23 protein-coding genes are annotated in these 23,891 nt (G+C 41.6%); 4 read left to right on the plus strand and 19 right to left on the minus strand.

Features of this window, described 5'->3' with window-relative positions:
- Positions 1-325 precede the first annotated feature (325 nt).
- From ACJ9PY_RS16345 to ACJ9PY_RS16355, 3 genes are read left to right on the plus strand one after another with little or no spacing between them, the layout of a single operon-like run.
- Complete coding sequence (locus tag ACJ9PY_RS16345; RefSeq protein ID WP_063575767.1) at positions 326-1,114, plus strand: fumarylacetoacetate hydrolase family protein; 789 nt, start codon at positions 326-328, stop codon at positions 1,112-1,114.
- Positions 1,111-1,899, plus strand: a complete 789-nt coding sequence (locus ACJ9PY_RS16350; RefSeq protein WP_187049693.1) for a fumarylacetoacetate hydrolase family protein — start codon at positions 1,111-1,113, stop codon at positions 1,897-1,899. The genes ACJ9PY_RS16345 and ACJ9PY_RS16350 overlap by 4 nt, the downstream gene beginning before the upstream one ends.
- 17 nt (positions 1,900-1,916) lie before the next feature.
- The gene (locus ACJ9PY_RS16355) at positions 1,917-2,303 is read left to right on the plus strand and encodes a 5-carboxymethyl-2-hydroxymuconate Delta-isomerase (protein WP_063577680.1); all 387 of its coding nucleotides are present in this window, start codon (positions 1,917-1,919) and stop codon (positions 2,301-2,303) included.
- 78 nt (positions 2,304-2,381) lie between these two features.
- Here the strand turns inward: ACJ9PY_RS16355 and hpaB are convergent, their stop codons facing one another.
- Positions 2,382-3,854, minus strand: a complete 1,473-nt coding sequence (gene hpaB / locus ACJ9PY_RS16360) for a 4-hydroxyphenylacetate 3-monooxygenase, oxygenase component (RefSeq protein ID WP_063575765.1) — start codon at positions 3,852-3,854, stop codon at positions 2,382-2,384.
- 164 nt (positions 3,855-4,018) lie between these two features.
- On the opposite strand from hpaB, the gene ACJ9PY_RS16365 reads away from it, so the two are divergent.
- Entirely contained in the window at positions 4,019-4,906 is an 888-nt protein-coding gene (locus tag ACJ9PY_RS16365) for a LysR family transcriptional regulator (protein ID WP_176526383.1), read from the plus strand.
- A gap of 157 nt (positions 4,907-5,063) precedes the next feature.
- Here ACJ9PY_RS16365 and ACJ9PY_RS16370 read toward each other — a convergent pair whose 3' ends face one another.
- The 18 genes from ACJ9PY_RS16370 to ACJ9PY_RS16455 form a co-directional block, all read right to left on the minus strand.
- Positions 5,064-6,632, minus strand: a complete 1,569-nt coding sequence (locus tag ACJ9PY_RS16370) for a cation acetate symporter (protein ID WP_411738590.1) — start codon at positions 6,630-6,632, stop codon at positions 5,064-5,066.
- 3 nt (positions 6,633-6,635) lie between these two features.
- On the minus strand, positions 6,636-6,974 hold the full coding sequence (locus tag ACJ9PY_RS16375; protein ID WP_411738591.1) for a DUF485 domain-containing protein: 339 nt from the start codon (positions 6,972-6,974) through the stop codon (positions 6,636-6,638).
- Between the two features lie 542 nt (positions 6,975-7,516).
- A complete protein-coding gene (gene hpaD / locus ACJ9PY_RS16380; protein WP_134782127.1) occupies positions 7,517-8,500 on the minus strand; it encodes a 3,4-dihydroxyphenylacetate 2,3-dioxygenase in 984 nt (327 codons plus the stop codon).
- 32 nt (positions 8,501-8,532) lie between these two features.
- Positions 8,533-10,047 (minus strand): 5-carboxymethyl-2-hydroxymuconate semialdehyde dehydrogenase, encoded by a 1,515-nt coding sequence (hpaE, locus tag ACJ9PY_RS16385; protein ID WP_057276308.1) that lies wholly within the window; start codon positions 10,045-10,047, stop codon positions 8,533-8,535.
- Between the two features lie 77 nt (positions 10,048-10,124).
- Positions 10,125-11,042 carry a 2,4-dihydroxyhept-2-ene-1,7-dioic acid aldolase gene (hpaI, locus tag ACJ9PY_RS16390; RefSeq protein WP_057276307.1) on the minus strand — a complete coding sequence of 306 codons (918 nt, stop codon included), beginning with the start codon at positions 11,040-11,042 and terminating at the stop codon, positions 10,125-10,127.
- A 109-nt stretch (positions 11,043-11,151) separates the two neighbouring features.
- Entirely contained in the window at positions 11,152-11,829 is a 678-nt protein-coding gene (locus tag ACJ9PY_RS16395) for a GntR family transcriptional regulator (protein WP_057276306.1), read from the minus strand.
- 224 nt (positions 11,830-12,053) lie between these two features.
- On the minus strand, positions 12,054-13,238 hold the full coding sequence (locus ACJ9PY_RS16400) for a pyridoxal phosphate-dependent aminotransferase (RefSeq protein WP_063575758.1): 1,185 nt from the start codon (positions 13,236-13,238) through the stop codon (positions 12,054-12,056).
- 19 nt (positions 13,239-13,257) lie between these two features.
- Entirely contained in the window at positions 13,258-13,734 is a 477-nt protein-coding gene (locus ACJ9PY_RS16405; RefSeq protein ID WP_034307930.1) for a DUF5590 domain-containing protein, read from the minus strand.
- An 18-nt stretch (positions 13,735-13,752) separates the two neighbouring features.
- Positions 13,753-13,923, minus strand: coding sequence for a YpmA family protein (locus ACJ9PY_RS16410; RefSeq protein ID WP_065310840.1), 171 nt, complete (start codon positions 13,921-13,923; stop codon positions 13,753-13,755).
- A 150-nt stretch (positions 13,924-14,073) separates the two neighbouring features.
- The gene (dinG, locus tag ACJ9PY_RS16415) at positions 14,074-16,854 is read right to left on the minus strand and encodes an ATP-dependent DNA helicase DinG (protein ID WP_411738592.1); all 2,781 of its coding nucleotides are present in this window, start codon (positions 16,852-16,854) and stop codon (positions 14,074-14,076) included.
- Positions 16,855-17,014: 160 nt separating this feature from the next.
- On the minus strand, positions 17,015-17,398 hold the full coding sequence (gene panD, locus ACJ9PY_RS16420; protein ID WP_057276303.1) for an aspartate 1-decarboxylase: 384 nt from the start codon (positions 17,396-17,398) through the stop codon (positions 17,015-17,017).
- A 24-nt stretch (positions 17,399-17,422) separates the two neighbouring features.
- Entirely contained in the window at positions 17,423-18,271 is an 849-nt protein-coding gene (panC, locus tag ACJ9PY_RS16425; protein WP_057276302.1) for a pantoate--beta-alanine ligase, read from the minus strand.
- Positions 18,268-19,104, minus strand: coding sequence for a 3-methyl-2-oxobutanoate hydroxymethyltransferase (panB, locus tag ACJ9PY_RS16430; protein WP_053535578.1), 837 nt, complete (start codon positions 19,102-19,104; stop codon positions 18,268-18,270). The genes panC and panB overlap by 4 nt, the downstream gene beginning before the upstream one ends.
- Before the next feature lie 342 nt (positions 19,105-19,446).
- Positions 19,447-20,427, minus strand: coding sequence for a biotin--[acetyl-CoA-carboxylase] ligase (locus ACJ9PY_RS16435; protein ID WP_411738593.1), 981 nt, complete (start codon positions 20,425-20,427; stop codon positions 19,447-19,449).
- Positions 20,412-21,596, minus strand: a complete 1,185-nt coding sequence (locus ACJ9PY_RS16440; RefSeq protein ID WP_411738594.1) for a CCA tRNA nucleotidyltransferase — start codon at positions 21,594-21,596, stop codon at positions 20,412-20,414. The genes ACJ9PY_RS16435 and ACJ9PY_RS16440 overlap by 16 nt, the downstream gene beginning before the upstream one ends.
- 13 nt (positions 21,597-21,609) lie before the next feature.
- Positions 21,610-22,749, minus strand: coding sequence for an N-acetyl-alpha-D-glucosaminyl L-malate synthase BshA (gene bshA / locus ACJ9PY_RS16445; RefSeq protein ID WP_063575754.1), 1,140 nt, complete (start codon positions 22,747-22,749; stop codon positions 21,610-21,612).
- Positions 22,750-22,756: 7 nt separating this feature from the next.
- Entirely contained in the window at positions 22,757-23,467 is a 711-nt protein-coding gene (gene bshB1, locus ACJ9PY_RS16450; RefSeq protein ID WP_369314989.1) for a bacillithiol biosynthesis deacetylase BshB1, read from the minus strand.
- Entirely contained in the window at positions 23,451-23,876 is a 426-nt protein-coding gene (locus ACJ9PY_RS16455; RefSeq protein WP_328118643.1) for a methylglyoxal synthase, read from the minus strand. The genes bshB1 and ACJ9PY_RS16455 overlap by 17 nt, the downstream gene beginning before the upstream one ends.
- Between the last annotated feature and the right edge of the window lie 15 nt (positions 23,877-23,891).

Below are 23,891 nucleotides of genomic sequence, written 5' to 3' on the forward strand. Positions count from 1 at the left end.
TGGTAAATTACTTTTCACTAATGCCCATGCTCTTATTACAGTAAAATCATCTCGGTACATGTATAGGCCAACATTTCTAATATTGAACATAGGATTGAATCCAATCAACCAATGGTAATCAAATACTCTTTACCATTCATAATCTTTCAATTTGAACTCCTAGCTTCATACTAACTAAATGTTCCAGGCATTTTTCTGTTGAAACCCAGCTTTTTTCTAACATTTTTTGTCTAATTATACTGAATAATCTAAATATGTTGAACTTAAACAAAAAATCATATACGATATCATATATGATTAATTAAAAAATCAAGGGGTGAGTGCCATGGCAAAAGCAAGAGTTAAACTCCAAAAGTCAGATTACTCAGAAGAAGTGGAAATACTGTCGAACCGCTATATATTAATGAACGGTGTTAAGTATGAGGTATCACGAATCAAGTTGGATAACCCTATTTCCGGAACGGTATATGGAACATTATTAAACTATAAAGGATCATTGGAAGCAATGAAGGGAAAGATCGACCATCCGCCTTATAATGAACCTCCTAAAGGGCCGATCCTTTATATTAAACCTAGAAACACGTTTTCTTCTTATTCAAATCCGGTTCCCCTTCCGACCGGCATACCTGAATTGGAAATCGGAGCCGCACTTGGAATAGTGATCAGTAAAACGGCGACAAGAGTCAAGAAAGAACATGCCTCTGATTATATAGAAGGTTTTACGATCGCCAATGATATTAGCATTCCTCATGAAAGCGTTTTCCGTCCTGCTATCCGCCATAAAGCCCGTGATGGATTTTGCCCGATCGGTCCATGGGTCGTATCCAAGGAATCCATCTCCAACCCCGATTCTTTAGGACTTCGTGTATATATTAATGGAGAGCTAAGGCAAGAAAATTCAACTTCAAATCTAATTCGCTCCATCCCCCGGCTTATTGAGGATGTAACGGACTTCATGACCTTGAGTACGGGTGACGTCCTTCTAGTTGGAGTGCCTGAGAATGCACCGCTGGCCAAAGCCAATGATCAAGTCAGGATAGAAATAGACGAAATCGGTTATTTGGAAAATACGATCATTTCCGAGGAAAAATTATCACTGGAGGGGATTTTATGAAGAGAGCACGTGTAGCCTATGCAGGTGCCATACATCCAGCAAGTGAATATCATGGCCAGCTCCAATTGGCGGATGGCCGGCTTGTCAATGAGCAGGACGTTGTCTGGCTTCCCCCTGTGGAACCACGGACTGTCTTCGCGCTTGGCTTGAATTATGCAGACCATGCGAAGGAGCTAGCTTTTAAAGCCCCGGAAGAACCCCTTGCATTCTTAAAAGGTCCCAATACATTCATCGGCCACCGGGGACAGACAAGGCGGCCTGCTGATGCAGCTTATATGCATTATGAATGTGAACTGGCAGTGGTCATCGGTAAAAAGGCGAAGAACATAAAAAAGGAAGAAGCCTTTAATTATGTAAGTGGATATACGATTGCAAATGATTATGCAATACGGGATTATCTGGAAAACTACTACCGGCCAAATTTAAAGGTCAAAAATCGCGATACCTGCACCCCCATTGGTCCCTGGCTCGTCGATACCGAAGATATTCCAGATCCTTCGAATCTTGCCATCAAAACTTACGTCAACGGAAAATTGACTCAGCAAGGCAACACGAAAGACATGATTTTCGGCATTGCTGATTTAATTGAATATTTCAGCAGCTTCATGACTTTGAGTCCAAACGATATCATATTGACAGGCACACCTGAAGGCTTGGCGGATACTGCTGTAGGCGATGAAATCATTACTGAAATTGAAGGTATCGGAAAACTCGTTAGCACAATAGTCGGGGACGATGTATTTACTGAAATCGGGGATCGGCCTCATCTGAATATCCACAAATAATGGAAGGGACTGATCATATGCCTCATATAATTATTGAATATACGGATAATATCAAAGATGAAATCCAGATTGACGGCTTATTAAGAAAGGTGAATGATGTACTGATATCCTATCCCTCCATCTTTCCCATTGGCGGGATTCGATCCCGGGCCATTGAATTGAAGCATTATCGTGTTGCCGATGGTACAGAGGATGATGCTTTTGTTCATGTCATACTAAAAATTGGCGCTGGACGCAAGGACAGTGATAAAACGAAAGTATGTGACCACCTTTTCGAAACGATGGAGTCCCATTTGGCATCCCTCTTTTCAAAAAGATATCTTGCCCTCTCCATGGAACTTACGGAATTCAGTGATTTTGGCACATATAAAAAGAATAATATCCATAATCGATATAATAAATGAACAATATTTCATATTTAAAGGCCTTCCACATCATCGGAAAGGCCTTTAAATTAATATGTTTTGCCAATGCTACCGGGCTCAGTTGATTTCTGCAAGGTTTTCAGTACGGTTCAAGAACTCCTTGACACGGTCCACATATTCCTGTTTATCATAGCCGTTATATAAAGCGCTAGCCATACGGACCGGATCCCCAAAAAAGAATCTTTCGTACAGGGTTTGCCTGGATCCAAATGAACTCATGCATACATCCCATGCGAGACGATACAATTTAACCCTGTCATAGGCTCCACCATTCGCAGCTTGAAGATATTTATCCAAATCCGGTCGAAGCTCCGAATTGAAATCGGCTTCATTTGGTATCGCCATTAAGCCACTAGCCCCAAGAAGCTGCATTATTTCACTGAATCTAGGGTAAATCTTCGGATAATAATTACGGGCAATGTTTAACGGTGTGAAATCGGGTGTCATCATTCCCCACTTATCCACTTTCGCGTTTGCCTCCGAAGCTGTTATGAAAGCCTTTACCGTTTCAAGCGCTATGATGACTTCCGAGATTTTTTCCTGAACATGCTGGTATTGCCCGATATTGATGGTTTCCACCATTAGTTGCAGAATCCCCAGAATGAACTCGGTTTTGGCGATATTCTTCGCTACCACCTGATGGGTCATATGAACAACCGCATTGCTTTCATTATAAGCCTGGTTGCAAATGCCGACATCCCCATATGCAAATACCCGATTCCAAGGAACGACTACATCATCAAAAACGATAATCGTATCCATTTCCTCAAATCTTGAACCAAGAGGATGGTCAAAATGTGATTTGCCATAATCGAATGATTCACGACAGATGAATTTCAACCCTGGTGTATTATTTGGTATGGAGAATGCAAATGCATAAGGGTTTTCTTCTTCCGATTGTTTAAGCAATGTTGAAGGGAATACCATGATTTCATCCGTTATTCCTCCTTGTGTAGCTAATAATCTAGCTCCCTTTATAATAAGCCCTTCTGAATTCTTGCCAGCAATCCGTGCAGCGATGTAAGGATCCGGAAGCTTTGCGGCACTAACTCCCCTATTAACCTGGGGTTGAATCAGGGTATGTGTCAACGACAAATCCTTTTCCCTGCAGAGCTCATAATAATCTTTCATATTTTTAGCAAATGTCGAATCCTGAGTGCCGAACATATCAGCTGCTGTACCGTACGCCATCATCCCACTGTTGATATAGTCAGGGGAACGTCCCATCATTCCATTATTATGCCTTGCCCATTCTTGAATCATTTTCCTCCTTTTTTCAAGGTCTTCCTTAGTCCGCGGCTGCATGAATGAGGTCCCTACTCTTTCGTTTGAAGTTGGTGAAATATAAGTCATGATGTCAGTTTTCGCGGAATCATGCTGCAAATCATATAATTCGGCCTGTGATTTCATGACCCCTTTAAAAGCTGGGTGTTGACTGATCTTATTTTTTACTTGCTCTCCATTGATCCATACATTCGCCTTTGCTTTGTCTACCCTCTCGATATATTCTTTACCTGTTTTAGCCGGCATGCTTACATCCCCCTTTAGTATTAATTTAATAAAGCGCTTACAATTTAATAAATTCCAAAAATTGAATTAATTCTTATAACAAAATATACCATGTGTTATGATATATATATAATACTTAAAAAATTCAATATGTATATGTAAATCATATGTATGAGGTGTATATAATGGACATCCGGCAGTTAAAGTATTTTGTGACGATCGTTCAGGAAGAACAAGTAACCAAAGCCGCAAAAAAATTACATATGGCTCAACCGCCCCTTAGCCAGCAACTTAAATTAATGGAAATGGAAATCGGTGAAAAACTTTTCGATCGGAATGGAAAGAAACTTGAACTCACTGAAACTGGCAAGGTCCTTTATAAAAAAGCTGAAGCTCTATTAATCCAGTTCGAAGAATCACTACTGGAAGTGAAGGAAGTCAGTAAAGGGGTAAAGGGCACTCTTTCCATAGGTTCAGTAAAAACTTGCTTTTCTTACATTCCGCAAAGGATGAGAACCTTTAGGGTTAAATACCCTGACATTCGTTTCAAGTTAATGGAAGGTGATACGTTCCGTTTGACAGAAGGCTTAATAAACAGGGAAATCGAGTTGGCCATTGTAAGGCTTCCTATTAACGGTAAGCAATTCTCATCGATTAACCTTCCTCCGGAAGATTTTGTGCTTGTCACCCCAAAAGATTGGGATATCCCAGACTCGATCGAATTCAAACAAATTAAGGAATATCCCCTCTTATTGCTGCATAGGGTTAGCGGTCAAGGTACTTACGAACTGATAGTGGATGAATGCCTAAGACATGGATTTGACCCTACGATTGTATGTGAATGTCCTGATGCTGCCATGATCTTATCCTTAGTGAAGGAAGGAGTAGGCGCTACCATCATGCCACGTACCACGTCCAAATCGTTTTCAACCCAGGGGATAAAAATAGTCGAATTGATAGATTGTGTAGTACAATCGGAAGCCGCCCTTATTTGGCTCGAAGAACGCTATCTTTCCAAAGGAGCCGTCAAATTCCTAGAAACATTTTCTGAAGGAATGCCCAGTTATCCCTGAATATTAGTGCACCTGTACCTCTTTGTAGTAATCCTTGTATTTGTTCGAATTTCTTTATCCTTGAAAAGAAAAAAGCAACCTATCATTTGATGGCCGCTTTTTCAAATCCATTCACAATTGCGTTGGACTGCGCTTTATTAATAGGCATGCCTTTACATCATTTAATGTCGCAAAACCCCCTTAACATCATGACCGTATTGGACTTTACCAGGATTTCATTATAATTGTCTTTTGCAACCGTTTTCGGACCGGTCCTGCGATTACCGATCAAGGCACCTAAATAGCAGGCGATGAATCCAAGCGGAATGGAAACGATTCCTGGTGAATTCAAAGGGAAAATCGGGTCACCTGTCATTATAGATGCTCCGGGGACCGGGTTCCAGACATTTGGACTGAGGGCCACGAGCAAAAGTGTTCCAAAAAGACCTGTCATCATACCGACTATCGCTCCAGTTTTATTGAATTTTTTCCAATAGATCGTAAGAAGGATTACTGGCAAATTCGAACTGGCGGCCAATGTAAAGGCGATAGATGCCAGAAACGCTACATTGAATTCCTGCAGACCTAATGATAAAACAATCGCAAGTGCAGTCACACCAATAGAAGCCCATCTAGCCATCGTCATTTGCTGTTTTTCCGTCGCTTTTCCATCTTTTAATATTTCATTATAAAAATCATGTGAAAATGCCGTAGCACCTGTTAAAACGATTCCTGCAACTACTGCGAGTATCGTTGCGAAGGAAACGGCCGCAATAAATGCGAATAAGATGTCCCCGCCCACAAGTTGGGCCAATAAAGGTGCAGCCATGTTACCTGCTGGATTAGCGGCCATGATATTCGATGTTCCGACCAACTTAGCAGCACCGAATCCGAGAAAAATGACCATGATATGAAATGCACCCATAATCCACATCACCCAAACAACCGACTTTCTTGCCACTCGTGCATTCGGGACAGTCAAAAAACGTATTAAAATGTGAGGCAGACCTGCCGTTCCCAGAATCAGGCCCAGTGACAAGGATGCTGCATCCCACCCACTGGCATACTTAATTCCTGCCTTCAGGTAATCTGCACCCATGGGTGTCGCTGTTTTCATATCCGTGAAAATTCCGATGAAGCTAAAATTCAACTTCCACATGACGATCATGAATAATATAAACACTCCGCCTATCAGCAGGATGGCTTTAATGATCTGCACCCAGCTCGTCGCCGTCATTCCCCCGAATAGAACAAATACCAGCATTACAATACCTACGATGATGACAGAGGTATTATACGTGATGTCCAAAAGCAATTTAAATAAAGCGCCTGCAGCAACAAGTTGCCCCAGCATGTACATGACTGATATCACCAGGGTATTAAAAGCGGTCACTCCCCGGACCTGTTTATATTTAAACCTTGTAGTCACCATATCAGCCAATGTGTATTTCCCTAAGTTCCTTAATGGCTCAGCCACTAGGAATAACACGACAAGAAATGAAACAAGTGCTCCATACATCAGGAAAAATCCATCATATCCCGTTAAGGAAAATGCCCCTATCAACCCTAAAAACGTGGAAGCCGACATAAAATCCCCGGCCAATGCAAGTCCATTTTGCCTAGCGGTCAACCCGCCCCCAGCCGTATAAAAGGAGCCTGCCGTTTTAGTTTTTTTGGAAGCGAAATACGTGATGAAAAGCGTACCTATCGACATTAGCGCAAAGAGAATGATAACTGTCCAATTCATGTTTCAAAGCCCTTCTTTCTCGATGATTTCTTTTATTTGTTCATCGATTCTTTCAGATTTCCTTACATATATACTGCAAACCCATACAGACATAACCGTAATGGAGACACCGTACGCCCACGCCCAGGTTATGTCCCCGATGAAAGGGTGATCCAGGATATCTGTGTAAAAAACTAAGAAGGGCAAAAGCATGGAATATCCCATAAAGAAAATCGTAAAAGGGATGACGAACTTCTTTTTGTCGGAGAGCATATTCTGAAACTCTTTCGAGGCAACAATCTTTTCATAATCCACTAGATTGGTTTGTTCCGATTCATCAAGGTTTTTTTCCAGCCGAACCATCTCTACACACCTCTTCTGATATTTATTTTTACAAGGACGGTCCTGGTAGTGTTCCTCCAATGTCAGCCGCATTCTTCAATGGCACAGATCCCCCTCCATCCCAGAATACCTACAACCTCATCTGCCCAAAGAGGGTCTGAAGCCCATTCCCTAAGCTTTCCATACTCCTTTTGTGAAACCGATGAAACTTACAAATAGGGCAGCAGTAAGCTCCCACTGCTGCCCTGTCCCAGACCATATCTTTTAAAAGGTTTGCACTTTCACAATAGTCTTGGCTCACCTATCCTTCATCTGTTTCGACTTCTTGATACATTCACTTTTCCATTTGATATGAATCTTCTTTCCTTTCAAGGGAAGAGAATCATTGAAATGTAAGTGCCAACTCACTTGAGAGGATCCGTCCATTATTTGATGGGCTATTCCTTATCCAGCAGTCTTCCATCAACTTTTCACCATTTGCACAGGCGCCCTATTGAAAAGACTATGAGAGTCCATGTATTTTTGCTGAATTTCCCATCTTTCATCCTAAATCCCGCTTCTTTTTAGATGATGAATTCAGGCTTACTTTTTGCCAGGATCGGTTCTTTAAGAGGAACTTCTTCTCCTGATATTATATCAAGCACAGAAGATGCCTCATCAAACCATGAATCCGGAGCTTGGGCTCCCCAGAATGTCTGGCGTCTTGGATCATTCAAATCCCAATGAATCGGTTCGGTATCCGGGTCAGATGTTAAGTAATCCCCATTGTATAATTCAATCCTGTGACCATCCGGATCTCTTAAATATAGGAAGAATGCATTGGATAGGCCATGCCTTCCCGGGCCGCGTTCGATTGACTGTGCATATCCAAGAGATGCCAGTACATCACAGGCATGGATAAGTGCAAGCGGGTCAGGCAGAAAGAAGCCTACATGATGAAGTCTTGGACCGATACCGTTCATGAATGCCTGGTCATGGACCGTTTGCTTTCTATGTAGCCACGTTGCCCATAATTTGCCCGACTCATCCACAGTATCTTCCGAGCAGGCAAAACCTAATTCTTTCATATAAAAGTCAGAGGCTTTTTGCACATTTGGCACACAACAATTCACATGATCGATTCTTTGGACCCTCGAACCCCTATGCATATCATATCGTTGCAGCAATCTCTCGGCTTTATCCATTTTGTAAAAAAACTCCACTGGCAATCCTGAAATATCCTGAACTCGCAGTGACTTGCCTAGTGCATGCTGTGTTCCTTCCTGCATCCACTTCATTTTCATTCCCTTGGATAGGAAGAAAGATTCCAACCCTTCAAGGTCTTCCTCTTTTTCAACCTTGTATCCTATTGCTTCAACGCTTGGCTTTTCTGCCTTTTGCAAGATAAGCGAATGATGATGCGCTTCCTCTAAACCACGTAAATATATGTGGTCATTCGTTCTTTCCGTTTCAATAAAACCTAAAGCATCCACATAAAAGGCTCTTGATTTATCTAAATCTGTTACATTAAGTATCGTTCTCGCAACACGAATAATAGAAAAATTCATAGTATTTCTCCCCTTCTTTAATGAAACCCGGATTATTTTTCAGCAGAAGAAACGGCATTTTGTTTTACGTCGCCAAATTTCGGAATGTGATGTTCTCCAATTGCCACGTGGATAACTTGTGTTTCCGTATAGAATTCAAAGCTATAATGGCCGCCTTCACGTCCTACCCCACTATATTTCGACCCTCCAAAAGGAATCCGCAAATCCCTAACGTTTTGGGAATTCACCCAGACCATCCCACTATCGACAGCTTGAGCAAACCTATGTCCACGTTTCATATCATTGGTCCATACATAAGCAGCTAGCCCATACTTTACATCATTAGCCATTCTCAGTACTTCCTCTTCAGTCTTGAAAGGAATGACTGCCATGACAGGGCCAAAAATCTCTTCTTGTGCCACCGTCATATCATTTGTACAGTTCAAAAGAAGCGTCGGGGCAATATAATTCCCTTCCTTGAAAGCACTTGGTATGGCACCGCTTACAATTTCCGCCCCTTCATCTTTTGCTATATCCAGATATCGGGAGACATTATTAAAATGGTTACGATGGATCAGCGGTCCGATTTCCGTGTCTGGATCCATTGGGTTTCCAATCTTGATATTATGAACACGTTCCTTCAATTCTGCCACGAACTGGTCTATTATCGATTCATGGACAAATAATCTGGAATTGGCTGTGCAGCGCTCCCCATTGAACGAATAGATTCCCCATACCACTGAATCCAGGGCCTTTTCTAAATCGGCATCTTCAAAAATGACTGCTGGTGATTTACCGCCGAGTTCCATGGAAAAACGTTTCATTGTATCTGCACCATTTTTAATGATTTCAGCGCCGGTTGTCGTTTCTCCGGTAAAGGATATCAATTGGACTTCAGGATGGGCAACCAAGGACGCCCCCGCTGTCTCCCCAAAACCGTGAACAATATTGAATACGCCTTTTGGCAGACCGGATTGATCAATGATTTGAGCTAATTTATTGGCAGTCAATGGAGACCACTCCGCTGGTTTAAGGACACATGTATTACCTGTAGCCAGGGCCGGGGCGATCTTCCAGGTTTCTAACATGAAAGGTGCATTCCAAGGAGTGATTAATCCTGCCACTCCTATCGGTTTATGAATCGTATAATTGATGAAAGTGTCATCCACTTGATATGACTCTCCTATCAGCCTGCTTTTCACCATTTCAGAATAAAAACGGAAATTCTCCGCTCCCCTTGCCGCTTGTTTTTTTGTCTGGCTAATCGGCAACCCTGTATCCAGTGATTCCAAAAAGGAGATTTCTTCGGCATTTTCTTCAATTAGATCAGCAATCCTATTCATGTACTTCAATCTTTCTTCCACTTTCATCGTTCTCCATGGGCCATTATCGAATGCAGCTCTTGCGGCGGCGACCGCTTGATCAATATCCTCTTTAAAGCCTTCTGCCACATTATTGATTGCTTGATTATTAAAAGGGCTTAGATTTTCAAATGTTTTTCCTGAGATACCATCCACAAATTGACCATTGACGTAATGCTTCACATCCTGCACGGGAAAAGTTTGCATGATAAATCCTCCTTTAAAAATTAATTCGGGAAGATGACAAAAATCGTTTGGATTTGTGCAATCTTCCCAATCTAGCTTTATGACTGGATTTTTTGGTCAATCAACCCGTATGATTGAAGGGTTTCACGCAGTTCTTTTTCCAATGGTTCCGAAGGCGGTCCCATAGGCGGCCTTAATGCCGGATTGATTTTCCCCATCATCCCCATCGCAGCTTTTAATGGTCCTGGATTGGTTTCTTTAAACAAAACATCATTCAATGGCATTAATTTGTAATGGAGGTCAAGCGCCTTATCTACATCACCCTCCACCCAAAGGTTATAAATGTCCGCCACTTCTTTAGGAGTGATATTGGCAGTAGCACTTATATGTCCTGCCCCTCCAATAGCCAACATTGGATAGCATAATAATTCAATGCCAGAATATAAGAGAAAATCCCTTCCGCAATTCAATAAGACACGGTTCACATGTTCGAAATCTTTATTAGATTCTTTTACACCAATAATATTTTCACAATCTTCAGCAAGACGTGCCAATGTCTTCACTTCTAAATTCGTCGCCGTTCTTCCAGGAATGTTATAAACGATCAGCGGGATATCAACAGCATTGGCTACGGTTTTAAAATGATTATAAAGTGCCTGTTGATTCGGTTTATTGTAATAAGGTACGATGACTAAAGCAGCATCCGCGCCCATTTCCTGTGCCCTTTTTGTCAAATGCAACGTTTCTTTCTGATTGGCAGATCCGGTACCTGGTGCAACTGGAACACGGGCTTTTGCTGCTTTAATTGCCGTTTCCATCACTAATTCCCGTTCCTCAATCGTAAGTGAGCTCGGCTCGCCTGTAGTCCCGCATACCGAAATTCCATGGGAACCGCTTTCAATATGCCAGTTTACTAGATTTTCAATTGCCTTTACATCAACTTCCATCTTGTCATCAAAGGGAGTGATTACGGGTGCGATGGATCCTCTTAAACGACTTTTGATTTCCTTGTACATTTTTTCTACCACCTTTTTATTATTTGAATATTCCGAATAATTTAAGTGAAAAAATCGGCTTTGCTTTTATCAATAATCAATCGACTATAATAAAACAAAGCCTGGGTCATCAAAGTGCCTGATCTTGATTAGTTTCCGCCCTCTGCTTAAAAGTGCTTATCGCATTCAGTTTATGCTTTCTCACCAATGATTCAATTTCTTCAAAAGATGCTTTTTCCTTTAGGAGCTTTATGATGCTTTCATGTTCGCGAATCGATTGGACTGCGCGTTGAGGCACCATGGTGAACATGGACTTTCTGACTCTATTCATTCTTTGTTGTGCCTGTTTAATTTCCTCTATTAAAAAGGAATTTCCGCACTTTTCATAAATTTCCGCATGGAAACATTCGTTTAATTTACCAAACAGCTCTAATTCAAAGTTATGGAGGGCTTTTTCCATTTCATTGTTTAAATTAATTAGATTTTCAAAATCATGATCATTCATGGTTAAAGAACTGAGTGCAGCTGCATATCCTTCAAGCAGAGATAAAACAGAAAGAGTTTCAATGTATTCGCTCTCATTTATGCTTGTAACCACCGCTCCACTATAAGGCTTATATTGAATAAGGCCGTCAGATTCCAGTTGCCTGATTGCTTCCCTGACAGGAATCGGACTTAAACTAAGTTCTTTTGCCGTTTGATCGATAATGATCCGCTGTCCAGAACCATATGTTCCATCCAAAATTAATTTACGAAGGTGCTCATAAGCTAGTTGCTTTTTGCTGGGGTTTTTGCTTTTCTCTTCCATATTTTCATCATATATGAAATCATATATGATTGCAATCGATTTTCATTAAAAATCATATATGATTTTTCACATGCTTGTTTTGCATATATGAATGACCTGTGCCTATGAATAGACACAATGTATCAAGAAAATCCGGCAGCCCACGCAATGTCCCGCCTTCTTCACGTATCGAAATATAATCCAACTAAAAAACCTGCAGACTCAGTCTGCAGGTTTTTAATAAATTAGGCCATTTTTGAATTAACGAATGAATGTATTCTTTCAACGGCTGCTTCCAGCAGCTCCAGTGAAGTTGCATAAGAGAGTCTGATGTTATCAGGTGCACCGAACCCTGAACCTGGAATAACAGCCACTTGAGCTTCTTCAAGCAACGCAGTCGTAAAATCTTCGACATTGCTATACCCTGTTAATTCAACTGCACGTTTAACGTTCGGGAATAAATAAAATGCCCCTTGTGGTTTTATGCAGCTTACGCCTGGAATTTCAACCAATTTATCATAGATTTTATTCAAACGGCTTTCAAATGCTTGACGCATTTCCTCAACAGGCTCCTGTGTACCTTCATAAGCCGCAATCGCACCATATTGAGCGGTTGTCGTTGGGTTGGATGTGCTATGACTAGCAAGGTTCGCCATTGCTTTAATGATGGATTCATCACCGGCTGCATAACCTATTCTCCAGCCAGTCATCGAGTGCGATTTAGAAACACCATTGATGATGATCGTTTGCTTTTTCAATTCAGGTGAAATCTCTGCAATGGATGTATGTTTAGCATTTCCATAAACCAATTTTTCGTAAATTTCGTCGGAAACGATCAAGATATCATGAGCCAGGCAAACTTCCCCGATAGCCGCCAATTCTTCCCTGGAATAAAGCATGCCCGTTGGATTGCTTGGAGAGTTGATGATAACCGCTTTCGTTTTATCGGTAATTGCTTGTTCTAATTGTTCTTTCGTGATTTTATATTGATTTTCTTCCGTACCGACTATATAAACCGGCTTACCGTCAGCAAGCTTGATTTGCTCAGGATAGCTCACCCAATATGGTATCGGAACAATGACTTCATCTTCTTCATCCAGGATAGCTTGAAACAATGTGTACAGCGAGTGCTTTGCACCTGAGCCAACTGCGATTTCAGACGGTTTGTAATCCAAGCCCTGATCACGCTTCAATTTAGCCGCAATTGCTTCTTTTAACTTCGGCAGACCAGCGGATGGCGTGTATTTAGTTTGACCTTCATTCATGGAAAGAAGTGCTGCATCTATGATATGTTTGGGCGTATTATAGTCTGGTTCACCTGCACCCAAACCAATTATATCTAAACCTTGGGCCTTAAGTTCTTTTGCTTTTGCCGTTATGGCCAATGTTGTTGATGGCGTTAATGACTGAACACGGTTCGCTAATTTCATTTTAAATTAATCCTCCATTCTAAATGCTTCGATAATACTTTAGCCATTCCCCAGTTTTAAAATCATAATAGTCATAATTAAAGCGCTCGGATTCATCAAGATACGTTACTTCCCAAAGCGGGACGTTCTTTTCCATGCCTAGCTTAACCGAAATGATTTTTTGGGGATTAAGCTTTTCTTTGACAATGTTCATGATTTCTTTTTTTGATTTACCATCTTTATAGTTTTCCACTACTATTTCTTTCTTCTTGTCCTCAGGAAGCCAGACTATTTTTTTAGTCCCTTTTTCCCCCTTACCAATGATGACAGAGTATGAATCCTGCCCATTATAAAGGTAGAATTCTTCCATGGTAACAAGGCCGCCCTCTTCCTTTGCCTTTTTAAAAGCCTCATTACCAGCCTCTTTTTTAGGCTGCAACGCTTTAATATATGCCCCGCTGACAAATCCGATAAAACAAAGGACTAGGATAGAAGCAATAATCAACCATTTTTTCAAAGCTGCTTTTCCTTCTTTCTATGTACGATAAATTGTAAATATCGCTTTTTCTTGATCTTGGGAATCCAATGCCAGACCGAACATCAAATCATCTTTTTTCAATGTTCGGTTCAAGGAATCCACAATTTTATACAGATCAGGAGAATGTTGCAACCTGACTGTTGAAATTACTTCGATTTTACTTTCCATGAAAATGCCCCTCCATTTTAATAAATTGTCAACAACCACTGGTATGAATAGGATTTGAAGGCTTTACCACCTATCACATTATACCAGTTCAGTGGTTATTTTTCTTTAAAAATTATAAAAATTCCTGAATTAATGAATTATCAAGATCCTTTAAATCCACTCTTCTATCATTTCAGCCATTTCTGAAATAGTGCCTTGGTGCCAGTCCACTTTCGGAATCGCCTTTTGAAATTCAGTTCCATATTTAGCAGTGATGATGCGGCGATCAAGTATAACCAAAATCCCTTTATCTTCTGGAGTGCGTATAAGCCTGCCGAAACCTTGTCGGAACCTTAATAGGGCTTCGGGTAATGAATACTCAGAGAATGGATTGCGCCCCTGCTTCTCGAGAAGGTGGCATTTTGCAGCTGTCACTGGTTCATCCGGTGGCGAAAAAGGCAGCCTGACAATGATTAAACAAGATAAATCCTCGCCAGGGATATCGACGCCCTCCCATAGGCTTGTTGTCCCAAACAGGACCGCTTTCTCGAAGTTTTGGAAATTCCTGAGCAGCCTCATCCGGCTTCCGCCAGAAATCCCTTGTGCAAACAGGGTGAACTCATCCAGAACACCACAATCTTTGACCGAATGATAGGTTGCGCGCAGCATTTCATGCGAGGTGAATAATACCATCATTCTCCCTTTCGCTGCCTGAGCGGCAGCAATAATATGGTTTGCCGCGGTTTCGGAGAATTCCTCCACCGATAAATAATTGATATCTGGTAGATCATTTGGAACCAGTACCTTTACGAGTTTCTTATAAGGAAAGGGTGATGGAAAACTTGCTGTTTGCATAGGCTCATTCTCTAATCCGAGTTGTTCCTTAAAATACTTAAAAGAATCCTTCACCACAAGGGTTGCCGATGTCATGACCACACTTTTTTGGCGCCCGAAATAGGAATCCCATAGCCGTTTACTGCCTGCAATCGGCTGAACCGTCAAAGTCACCCCATGCTGAGGTGCTGCATTCGTATAATCAAGCCAATAAATATTTTCTTCATGCGGCTTGATGAAAAACTCATGCAAGGAGTCCCTGGTATCCTGTAAATGTCCAAGCAGCACCTCGATATCATTTAAGTGAAATAATGAATTTTTCCCTAATGGGGACTCATTATTCAATAAAAGGGCCAATCTTTTCTCTAACTCCGTGATGATGTATCCTAATAAATCTACCAACCGCTCAGCGACAAGAATCGCTTTTCCCCATCTTCCGTCATCTATTTTGAATGAAAGCCGTTTTGGACTTACAGAACGTGAAAGTTTTTCCGCCTGATTGGAAAGGTAATAAAAAAGCTGTTCGAATTCATACGAAAAATCACTAAGCTTTTGATCCAATTCATGTGAAGATCTCCCGTCCGTCAGTCCGTTATTCAAAAGCATCCTGTCCAATTTATATAATAATTGCTTTTGATCCGATGTCCCTAGTCTGTTCAAAATCGTCTTCACCGAAATGTAATTAAGCCTGCTCCCAAGCTGTTTGGATGCAGCCTGTTCCAAATGGTGTGCTTCATCGAGAACCAAATACCCTTTTTTGGGAATCAAGGCGTCTTCCGTAAGAAGATCCGTCATTAAAAATGAATGGTTAGTAATGATGATATCCGCCTTTGCAGCTGTTTTTTTTGCCCGTTCAAAAAAATCCAATTCAAGCCAGGGCTGTTTTAAACCGGCGTATGTAAGACCATCACTTTGAAGCCTATTCCAAAATAGCTGACCGCCGCTTGTAAGGTTCAATTCATCTTTATCACCTGTTACGGTCTCAGTAAGCCAAACCAATATCTGCATTTTCGTTAGGGCCGTTTCATAGTTATCTTCCTTTTCACGCAAAGCCCTTTCGAACTTTGCCAAGCTCAAATAATTGCTTCTCCCCTTCAGTAAAACAGCTTGAAAGGTAAAAGGAAGGATTTTCTTAAGCTTAGGAACTTCGTTTTGAAGTAGTTGGTCCTGCAACTGAAGCGTATACGTCGAAACGACGACAGGTTTTTGATGTTTTTTTGCAAAATAAACGGCCGGAAGCAGATAACCTATCGATTTACCAATACCGGTTCCAGCTTCAATGATTGCATCCTGGCTGGTTTCGAAAGAATTGTGAATCAGGTTCATCATATCAAGTTGTCCGCTTCTTGCTTCGAATGCAGGGAATGCACTTTGGAGCATGGCTACTTTTTCCTCATTGTCGAGCGGAAATTTAGACCCCGTGTCTTTATGATCACCTTCATGTTCAGCCTTTTTAAAGGCAAGGCCCCTATAAGTAATTAGATCAGGTGAATGGACTTCTGCTTTAGCTAGTTTGCTTGCAATGCAAGCATCTATTAATTCGGAAACCTCACTTTGTAAGGAATAAGATAATCGATACAACTGTTTAAGTGTCATGACTGGAAGATTCATCAGCTTTTTTTTCAATTCCAACAATAATAAAGCGGTGGCATATGCATCACTATCCGCTTGATGGGGCCTGGAATGATCTAGGTTTTCTTCTTTAGCCAGCTGGTGCAGCTTATATCCATCGGATGTTGGTTTTAATATTTTCGCTAACTCCACTGTATCAAGGGTGGAACCATAAAACGGCTCAAACCCGCATCGCACTAGTTCTTCCTGTAAAAAAGATAAATCAAATAAAACATTATGGGCAACAAAACAAGCCCCTTCTATAAGCCGGGCAATATTTTCTGCAACATCTTCAAAGTCAGGTGCATTTTTTACCGTCTCGTTGCTTATTCCGGTCAATTCTTCAATAAACAAGGAAATTTCCTGTCCAGGGTGGATGAATGTCGAGTATTCATCCACGATTTGGTCATTTTCGATGACCACTCCAGCAAATTGAATAATCCTATCTCCTTTTTTCGGAGAATTCCCTGTTGTTTCCAAATCGACCACTACATATCGTTGCATCATGAATTGTACACCTCAAACTTCGCTTTCTCCACTTCCTGATGGAATTCTCTTATCTTTTTTATACCATAATAATCGTAATAAAGGAAACAAGCCGTTCATCAAAAGACGAAAAGGGCCGGCACCTATATGCATGTTTCATGCACATGTGCCGGCCCTCCGCTTACATGATTGTAGCTGCAGGTTCGTTTGAAATTAAATCAATGATTTTATTGTATTCATCCATGATCGCAACTTTTGGTTTGTGATCTCCCAGTTTATCCTCAGAAACCATCACATAAGAAATGATTATCACGATATCATCCGGCTGCACCAGTCTAGCTGCCGCTCCATTCAAACACACGACACCGCTACCCCGTTCACCCGCAATCACATACGTTTCAAGCCTTGCACCATTATTATTATTCACGATGGCGACTTTCTCATTAGGCAAAATCCCCACCGCATCTATTATATCTTCATCAATCGTAATGCTGCCTACATAATTCAAATTAGCTTCAGTTACCCGTGCACGGTGGATTTTTCCATTCATCATCGTTCGAAACATCTCAATTCCCCCTGATCTTATGATTTATTCTATATATAAGGTGATATTATCAATTAGTCTTGCATGCTTGAACTTTACAGCCATTGCAATGATGATGTTTCCTGCCAGTGATTCAAGTGGTTTAAGTTCCGGGTATTGATAGACTTCAATATAGTCAATCACGCCACTTGTTTGGGCAGTAATATGTTCACTAATTAGAGCCGTGACGGTAGCTGCATTTCTTTCACCTGATTCAACCGCCTCTTTGGCCTTCAATAAACTTTGGTACAGCTCTTTAGCCTCCATGCGTTCTTGATCTGATAGGTTCACATTTCGCGAACTCTTCGCTAACCCATCTTCCTCGCGTACGGTATCTACAGCTACAAGCTGGATAGGGAAATTGAAGTCTTTGATCAGTCCATCTATCACGGCGACTTGCTGGGCATCCTTCTTACCAAAGTAAGCTCTATCGGGAAGGATGATATTGAAGAATTTCGTTAAGACTGTCGCTACACCATCAAAGTGTCCAGGCCTTTGTCTCCCGCATAAAACATCCGTCCTGCTTTGGACAACAACTTTCACAGATGGTTCTTCACCGTACATTTCATGGACTGTTGGATAGAAGAGATAATCCACTCCGCCATTGGCTGCGACATTTTCATCCCGTTCCAAATCCCGCGGATATGTTTCAAAATCCTCATTCGGTCCAAACTGCATCGGATTTACAAAAATACTTAATACCACAATATCATTCTCTTTGCGGGCCTTTTCCAAAAGGGTTGCATGCCCCTCATGCAAAAACCCCATTGTCGCTACATAGCCAATGCTTTTGTGATTGTTTTTTTCCTCTCTAAGTGCCAATTGCAAATCAGCTGCTGATGTAAAAGTTTTCATCTTTTTCCTCCGTAAAGTTCAGAAAGCTGCTCTTCCTTCATCGTGAATGTATGTTCTTCCGACGGAAAATCTTTAGATTTCACTTCATTCACAAAGCTTGTAATCGATTGGCCAATCAGTTCATTTGCATCTCCATAAACTTTTACGAATTTCGCTAGCCGGTCTACCCCATACTTGATGACATCATGGTAAACGAGGACTTGACCATCCGTTTCTGCACCTGCTCCAATTCCAATGGTTGGAATTTCGAGGTTCCGTGTGACGAGTTCCCCCACTTGATATGGAACACATTCAAAAACTACTAGCATCGCCCCTGCAGCTTCACACTTTCTCGCATCTTCCAAGAGTTGTGCTGCACTTTCTGCATCTTTTCCTTGCACTTTATATCCGCCCAGAACACCGACGGATTGAGGAGTCAAGCCAAGATGGGCTACAACCGGGATGCCTGCCTTTGTCAATGCTGATATTTTTTCAACAACATCATCCGCTCCCTCGAGCTTCACGGCGTCCGCATGACCTTCCTGCATGATCCGGGCTGCATTCTTCAGTGTTTCATCCATAGATAGGTGATAGCTCATAAAGGGCATATCCGTCACGACAAATGTATTTGGTGCCCCGCGTTTTACTGCCTTTGTATGATGGATCATGTCATTCACCGTAACTGGAATCGTTGAGTCATACCCCAATACGACCATTCCTAAAGAATCACCGACTAAAATCATGTCTACACCTGATTGTTCGGCTAACTTTGCTGACGGGTAATCATAAGCCGTGAGCATGACAATCTTCTCTTGATTTTGTTTCATCTTCAAAAAATCTCCGGACAATTTCATTACGTTTCCTCCTTTTAATGGAGGAGATGAAAACATCAGCGAAAACTGGTGTCTATACATTCATGCGCAAAAAAAGGACTGACTAAAAAAGTATCTGTTTCGCTACGAAAAATGGCATGAAAAGCCACAATTCGATCAATAAACAGCACTTAGCTTTTTAGTCAATCCCTTTGTTTCATCAGAAGTTTCATCCCTCCGTCCCAGTCCAGTTCTCTGGATCAAGGCAGATTTTCAAATAATTTGGTATTTATGGGGGTGCAGTTCACATGAGATACTGCCCACTTGCATTATATCAAGCAAATTTGAAATTTTCTATTTAATTTTCACGAATTTGACAAAAATCTACTGAATTTCAATATCAGCAGAATATATGGAATGTACGGTACCTTTTCCGTCTTCGAGAAGTAAAACGCCTGAATCCGTTATGCCCAATGCTTTTCCGACAATCATGTCATTAACGGTACTGGCTTTGATTACCTGTCCAAGACTGATCGCATAACTCTCCCATAAATCCTTTATAGGCATGAACCCTTGATCTAAATAGAGTTCGTACAGATTTTCAAGACGAAATAATGCTCGTTGAATGACCTTGGACCTTGAAATCGTCCCTCCACTTTCTATGAGTAGGGAGGACGCTTTTTCCTGCAGTTCTTCAGGAAAATCCTCCAATTGCTGATTGATATTCATTCCAATTCCGATAATGACAGAATGGATTCTATCTGACTCCGCCTGCATCTCCGTCAGGATGCCCACCACTTTCTTGCGATTCACCAAAATATCATTCGGCCACTTTATCTGCGGCTTCAAATCAGTGGTATCCTCTATAGCCTGAGCTACAGCGACCGCGGCCAATAATGTAAGTTGTGGCGCCTCATGAATCGGAATTTTTGGTCTTAGGATCAGACTCATCCATATCCCGCTGAATTTTGGGGAATGCCAAGATCTCATTAGCCTTCCTTTGCCGGATAACTGCTCCTCGGCAACGACGAGGGTTCCCTCCTGAACGCCTTCATTTGCTAGTTGATGCGCAATTTTTTGAGTGGATTCAACAGTTTCCTGATAATGGATCATCTTGCCGATCGTTTTTGTTTCCAAGCCAAGTTGTATTTCGCTCTCGGACACTTTTTCCGGCGCCGATAGGATCCGGTAGCCTTTTTTCCTAACAGCTTCGACATTATATCCTTCACTGCGCAGATCTTCTATATGCTTCCAGACCGCTGTGCGCGAACAGCCAATGTATTCAGCAATTTCCTGACCGGATATAAACGCACCATCCGCTTTTGAGAGGGCTTCCATCAGCTTTGTTCTTAACTCAGATTGCATTTCACCAGCCACCTCTTAATTTCTTCTTTATCATTTCTTAATTCTTCATTCAAGACAGCTTTCAATATTTTTTCCAAGTATTCCTTGACCCATGGACCTGGCTTCTCTTGATGCCAAATCAATAAATCCGTCCCCGTGACGGCAAGATCCGAAATTTGTTTTATAATAAGTTCATTGTAGCGTTGGTGTGCATTCTCTTCAGCATCCGATACATTCCCGGCATTCAGTGCAGCTCTGACTTTAGCAGCTTGTACCGTTATGCCATGACCTGCCTGAAATACATCGATGGCTGATGGTTCCTTACTCTTCACCAGCTTTATCGTACGTTGAACGTTTCTTATCGTTTTCAATGGCAGCTTCCATGCCCTCAAAGCCTCTTCGATTTCTTGATCCTTTGTGTGAATCATGATGATAGACCATATCTCTGCCGCATTCAGTTGATGAAGCGGCAGGTTCAGTAAGTCCATCAGATGATCTTTTTTACTTGAGAATAGAGGCAGGTATTGATATAATCCGCTTTCCAGCAAGAGTGAGAAAGCCTTTATCTTATTGGAGCCGGCCGCTAGTTTCTCAAATTCAACCAGGATTCTTTCGACAGCGATTTCACTGATGTTCTGGGCGTTCTCTTTAAGGGAATCAAAGGTTTCTTGATCCAGTTCAAAATCAAGTTGACTGACGAACCTTAAAGCACGCATCATTCTCAATGCATCTTCATGAAACCTTTCATGCGGGTTACCAACTGTGATAATCCTTTTTTGTGCCAAATCACGCTTACCATTAAATGGATCGATGATCTTTCCGGTCTTATCCATTGCTATTGCATTCATGGTAAAATCTCTTCTTTGCAAATCTTCGGTCAAAGAACGGACAAACTTTACGGCATCGGGCCTGCGAAAGTCCGAATATCCGCTTTCCGTTCTAAACGTCGTAATTTCGTATGTACCCATATCCGTAATGACAAGCACTGTACCGTGGTCGATTCCGATATCAGCCGTATTAGGAAAAATCCTTTTGATTTCCTGGGGTGTTGCGGAAGTAGCGATGTCCACATCGTTTATTGTCCTGCCAAGGATATAATCCCTTACAGAGCCGCCAACGAAATAAGCCTCATATCCTGCTTCTTCAATCAATTCCAGAATGGGTACTGATTTCAAGAATAACCGATCCATCAGCGTCTCCTCCCTATTCCATGGATTTACCTTCAAGTGCTTGAATGTAGATGGCTTCATACTCTGACATAACCGTATCACTATGGAAATCAGTATTGGCCCTTTCCAGCGCAGCTTCAGAAAAGCGTTTATGTAAACTCGGGTCGCTTAAAAGTCCAACCGCTTTTTCAGCAACCATTTTGACATCTCCCAATTCACAAATATAACCAGTCTCCCCATCAACGATGACTTCAGGTATTCCCCCGATATTCGTCCCGATACAAGGAACTCCGCATGCCATCGCCTCGAGCAGCACAAGTCCGAAACTCTCTTTTTCCGATAACAGGAATATCAAATCACTGATTGAATATAATTCCGCAAGGTTATCCTGCTTACCAAGGAACAAGACCGCATCATCGATTCCAAGATCTTTAGCCAATTTCAATACGGTTGTCACTTCCGGCCCATCTCCTACGAGCAGTAGCTTTGCAGGCATTTTCTTTTGAGTTAAATAAAACGCCTGGATGACATCTTTCACTCGCTTGACCGAACGGAAATTCGAAACATGTATGATCACTTTTTCATCTTCCCTGATTCCGTATTCATCCTTAAGGTAATCTGAATCGGATTTATGGTACTCTCTTTCATCAATGAAATTATAAACGGTTTTGATTTCCTTATCCGGCGCGATTAATTCGTGCGTTTGCTGAACAAGGGAATTAGATACTCCTGTAACGACATCTGATTGCTCTATGCCGAATTTAATCAAATTGGTCAATGAGGGATCCTGGCCCAAAACGGTGATATCCGTACCATGCAGTGTCGTTACGATCTTTACTTCATTACCTGACATCTGTTTTGCAAGGATCGCACAAACAGCATGTGGAATTGCATAGTGAACGTGAAGGATATCTAATTTTTCCCGTTTTACGACATCCGCCATCTTGCTCGCAAGCGCCAAGTCATATGGCGGATATTGAAAGACTGAATATGAGTTCACTTCAACCTGGTGATAAAAAATATTACAGTACATCTTATTTAAGCGAAAAGGGATGCTTGAAGAAATGAAATGTATTTCATGTCCCTTTTCTGCAAGCATCTTACCTAATTCAGTTGCTACGACACCAGAACCCCCAACTGTCGGGTAACAGGTAATTCCAATTTTTAATTTCATAAGATTATTATTCTCCTAACAAGTCGGCATCGATCAGTAACGGTTTTTTTGTCATGAATCCCTCCGCAAAGGCGACACCCACTTCTTTGCCAAACATCCGCTCCCGTGCCTCTACAGTCTCGATATAGCCATTAACTAACGGTGTTTCTACAGATACCTGACTTTTTTCGAATTGGCTCCCATATGCCCTAAGGCTATCCAGCTTTTTCGATATTGTAGACGTGATATCCACGACGAAGTCCGGTTTGTGAAACCCATTGATCATATAATAGTGCATATTTTGGATACGATGGGAACCCAGACCTTCTTCTTCCATATACTTTCTTACTCCTGCCGAAAAAACTGCTTCCTCGACTAATTTGGCACAGTTACCATGATCGGGATGGCGATCTTCCAAAAATGGTGCAAATACAAGTGCAGGTTTATATTGGCGAATGACCGTGATGATTTGGTTTATGTATTCCGCCTTCATGTATAGTCCCCTGTCGGGTAGATTAAGGGAAATCCTCTTCACCCCAAGGATTTCAGCAGCCTTATCGGCTTCCTCTTGCCGCAGTGGAACGGTTCCATTGGACGACATTTCAGCTTTTGTCAAATCACAAATGACAATTTTCCTGCCTTGTTGCACATATTTAGCGATTGTGCCACCCATACCGATTTCAACATCATCAGCATGTGCCCCGAAAGCCAGGATATCTATATTACTTTTGTTTATCATTTATCTCACCTTGTTTTTGCCGTAGTTTTAGCCAGTCCATATACCCATGTTTTAAACCTTGTATGAGCACTTCTGCAGTGCCCATATTTGTTGCCAAGGGAATTTCATATACATCTGATAGGCGGATAAGCGCAGATACATCAGGTTCATGCGGCTGTGATGTCAAAGGATCGCGGAAAAATAGGACCATGTCCATTTCTCCGCGTGCAATCATTGCACCTATTTCCTGATCTCCGCCAAGAGGTCCTGAATGAAAACGATGGACAGGCAGTGATACTTCTTCCTTGATTCGTTTCCCAGTCGTACCTGTTGCAAATAATTCATGCTGCTCAAATACATCTTTATAGGCTGTCACAAATTGAATGATATCTTCTTTTTTCATATCATGGGCAATTAAGGCAATTTTCATAATAAATCCTCCTGA

Origin of the sequence: Peribacillus sp. S4 (genome assembly GCF_046715815.1) — a bacterium.
Classification (GTDB): Bacteria; Bacillota; Bacilli; order Bacillales; family DSM-1321; genus Peribacillus; species Peribacillus frigoritolerans.

What these genes read in the sequence shown, in the direction of transcription:
- ACJ9PY_RS16345 (WP_063575767.1), top strand. Translation starts at nt 326, where the DNA reads ATGGCAAAAGCAAGAGTTAAACTCCAAAAGTCAGATTACTCAGAAGAA.
- panD (WP_057276303.1), bottom strand. Translation starts at nt 17,398, where the DNA reads ATGTTTCGAACGATGATGAATGGAAAAATCCACCGTGCACGGGTAACT.
- ACJ9PY_RS16355 (WP_063577680.1), top strand. Translation starts at nt 1,917, where the DNA reads ATGCCTCATATAATTATTGAATATACGGATAATATCAAAGATGAAATC.
- ACJ9PY_RS16410 (WP_065310840.1), bottom strand. Translation starts at nt 13,923, where the DNA reads ATGGAAAGTAAAATCGAAGTAATTTCAACAGTCAGGTTGCAACATTCT.
- ACJ9PY_RS16440 (WP_411738594.1), bottom strand. Translation starts at nt 21,596, where the DNA reads ATGGATCGGTTATTCTTGAAATCAGTACCCATTCTGGAATTGATTGAA.
- hpaI (WP_057276307.1), bottom strand. Translation starts at nt 11,042, where the DNA reads ATGTACAAGGAAATCAAAAGTCGTTTAAGAGGATCCATCGCACCCGTA.
- ACJ9PY_RS16365 (WP_176526383.1), top strand. Translation starts at nt 4,019, where the DNA reads ATGGACATCCGGCAGTTAAAGTATTTTGTGACGATCGTTCAGGAAGAA.
- ACJ9PY_RS16375 (WP_411738591.1), bottom strand. Translation starts at nt 6,974, where the DNA reads ATGGTTCGGCTGGAAAAAAACCTTGATGAATCGGAACAAACCAATCTA.
- hpaB (WP_063575765.1), bottom strand. Translation starts at nt 3,854, where the DNA reads ATGCCGGCTAAAACAGGTAAAGAATATATCGAGAGGGTAGACAAAGCA.
- hpaE (WP_057276308.1), bottom strand. Translation starts at nt 10,047, where the DNA reads ATGCAAACTTTTCCCGTGCAGGATGTGAAGCATTACGTCAATGGTCAA.
- hpaD (WP_134782127.1), bottom strand. Translation starts at nt 8,500, where the DNA reads ATGAATTTTTCTATTATTCGTGTTGCGAGAACGATACTTAATGTAACA.
- ACJ9PY_RS16370 (WP_411738590.1), bottom strand. Translation starts at nt 6,632, where the DNA reads ATGAATTGGACAGTTATCATTCTCTTTGCGCTAATGTCGATAGGTACG.
- ACJ9PY_RS16400 (WP_063575758.1), bottom strand. Translation starts at nt 13,238, where the DNA reads ATGAAATTAGCGAACCGTGTTCAGTCATTAACGCCATCAACAACATTG.
- bshB1 (WP_369314989.1), bottom strand. Translation starts at nt 23,467, where the DNA reads ATGATAAACAAAAGTAATATAGATATCCTGGCTTTCGGGGCACATGCT.
- dinG (WP_411738592.1), bottom strand. Translation starts at nt 16,854, where the DNA reads ATGATGCAACGATATGTAGTGGTCGATTTGGAAACAACAGGGAATTCT.
- ACJ9PY_RS16455 (WP_328118643.1), bottom strand. Translation starts at nt 23,876, where the DNA reads ATGAAAATTGCCTTAATTGCCCATGATATGAAAAAAGAAGATATCATT.
- ACJ9PY_RS16395 (WP_057276306.1), bottom strand. Translation starts at nt 11,829, where the DNA reads ATGGAAGAGAAAAGCAAAAACCCCAGCAAAAAGCAACTAGCTTATGAG.
- ACJ9PY_RS16435 (WP_411738593.1), bottom strand. Translation starts at nt 20,427, where the DNA reads ATGCAATCTGAGTTAAGAACAAAGCTGATGGAAGCCCTCTCAAAAGCG.
- panC (WP_057276302.1), bottom strand. Translation starts at nt 18,271, where the DNA reads ATGAAAACTTTTACATCAGCAGCTGATTTGCAATTGGCACTTAGAGAG.
- ACJ9PY_RS16350 (WP_187049693.1), top strand. Translation starts at nt 1,111, where the DNA reads ATGAAGAGAGCACGTGTAGCCTATGCAGGTGCCATACATCCAGCAAGT.
- panB (WP_053535578.1), bottom strand. Translation starts at nt 19,104, where the DNA reads ATGAAATTGTCCGGAGATTTTTTGAAGATGAAACAAAATCAAGAGAAG.
- bshA (WP_063575754.1), bottom strand. Translation starts at nt 22,749, where the DNA reads ATGAAATTAAAAATTGGAATTACCTGTTACCCGACAGTTGGGGGTTCT.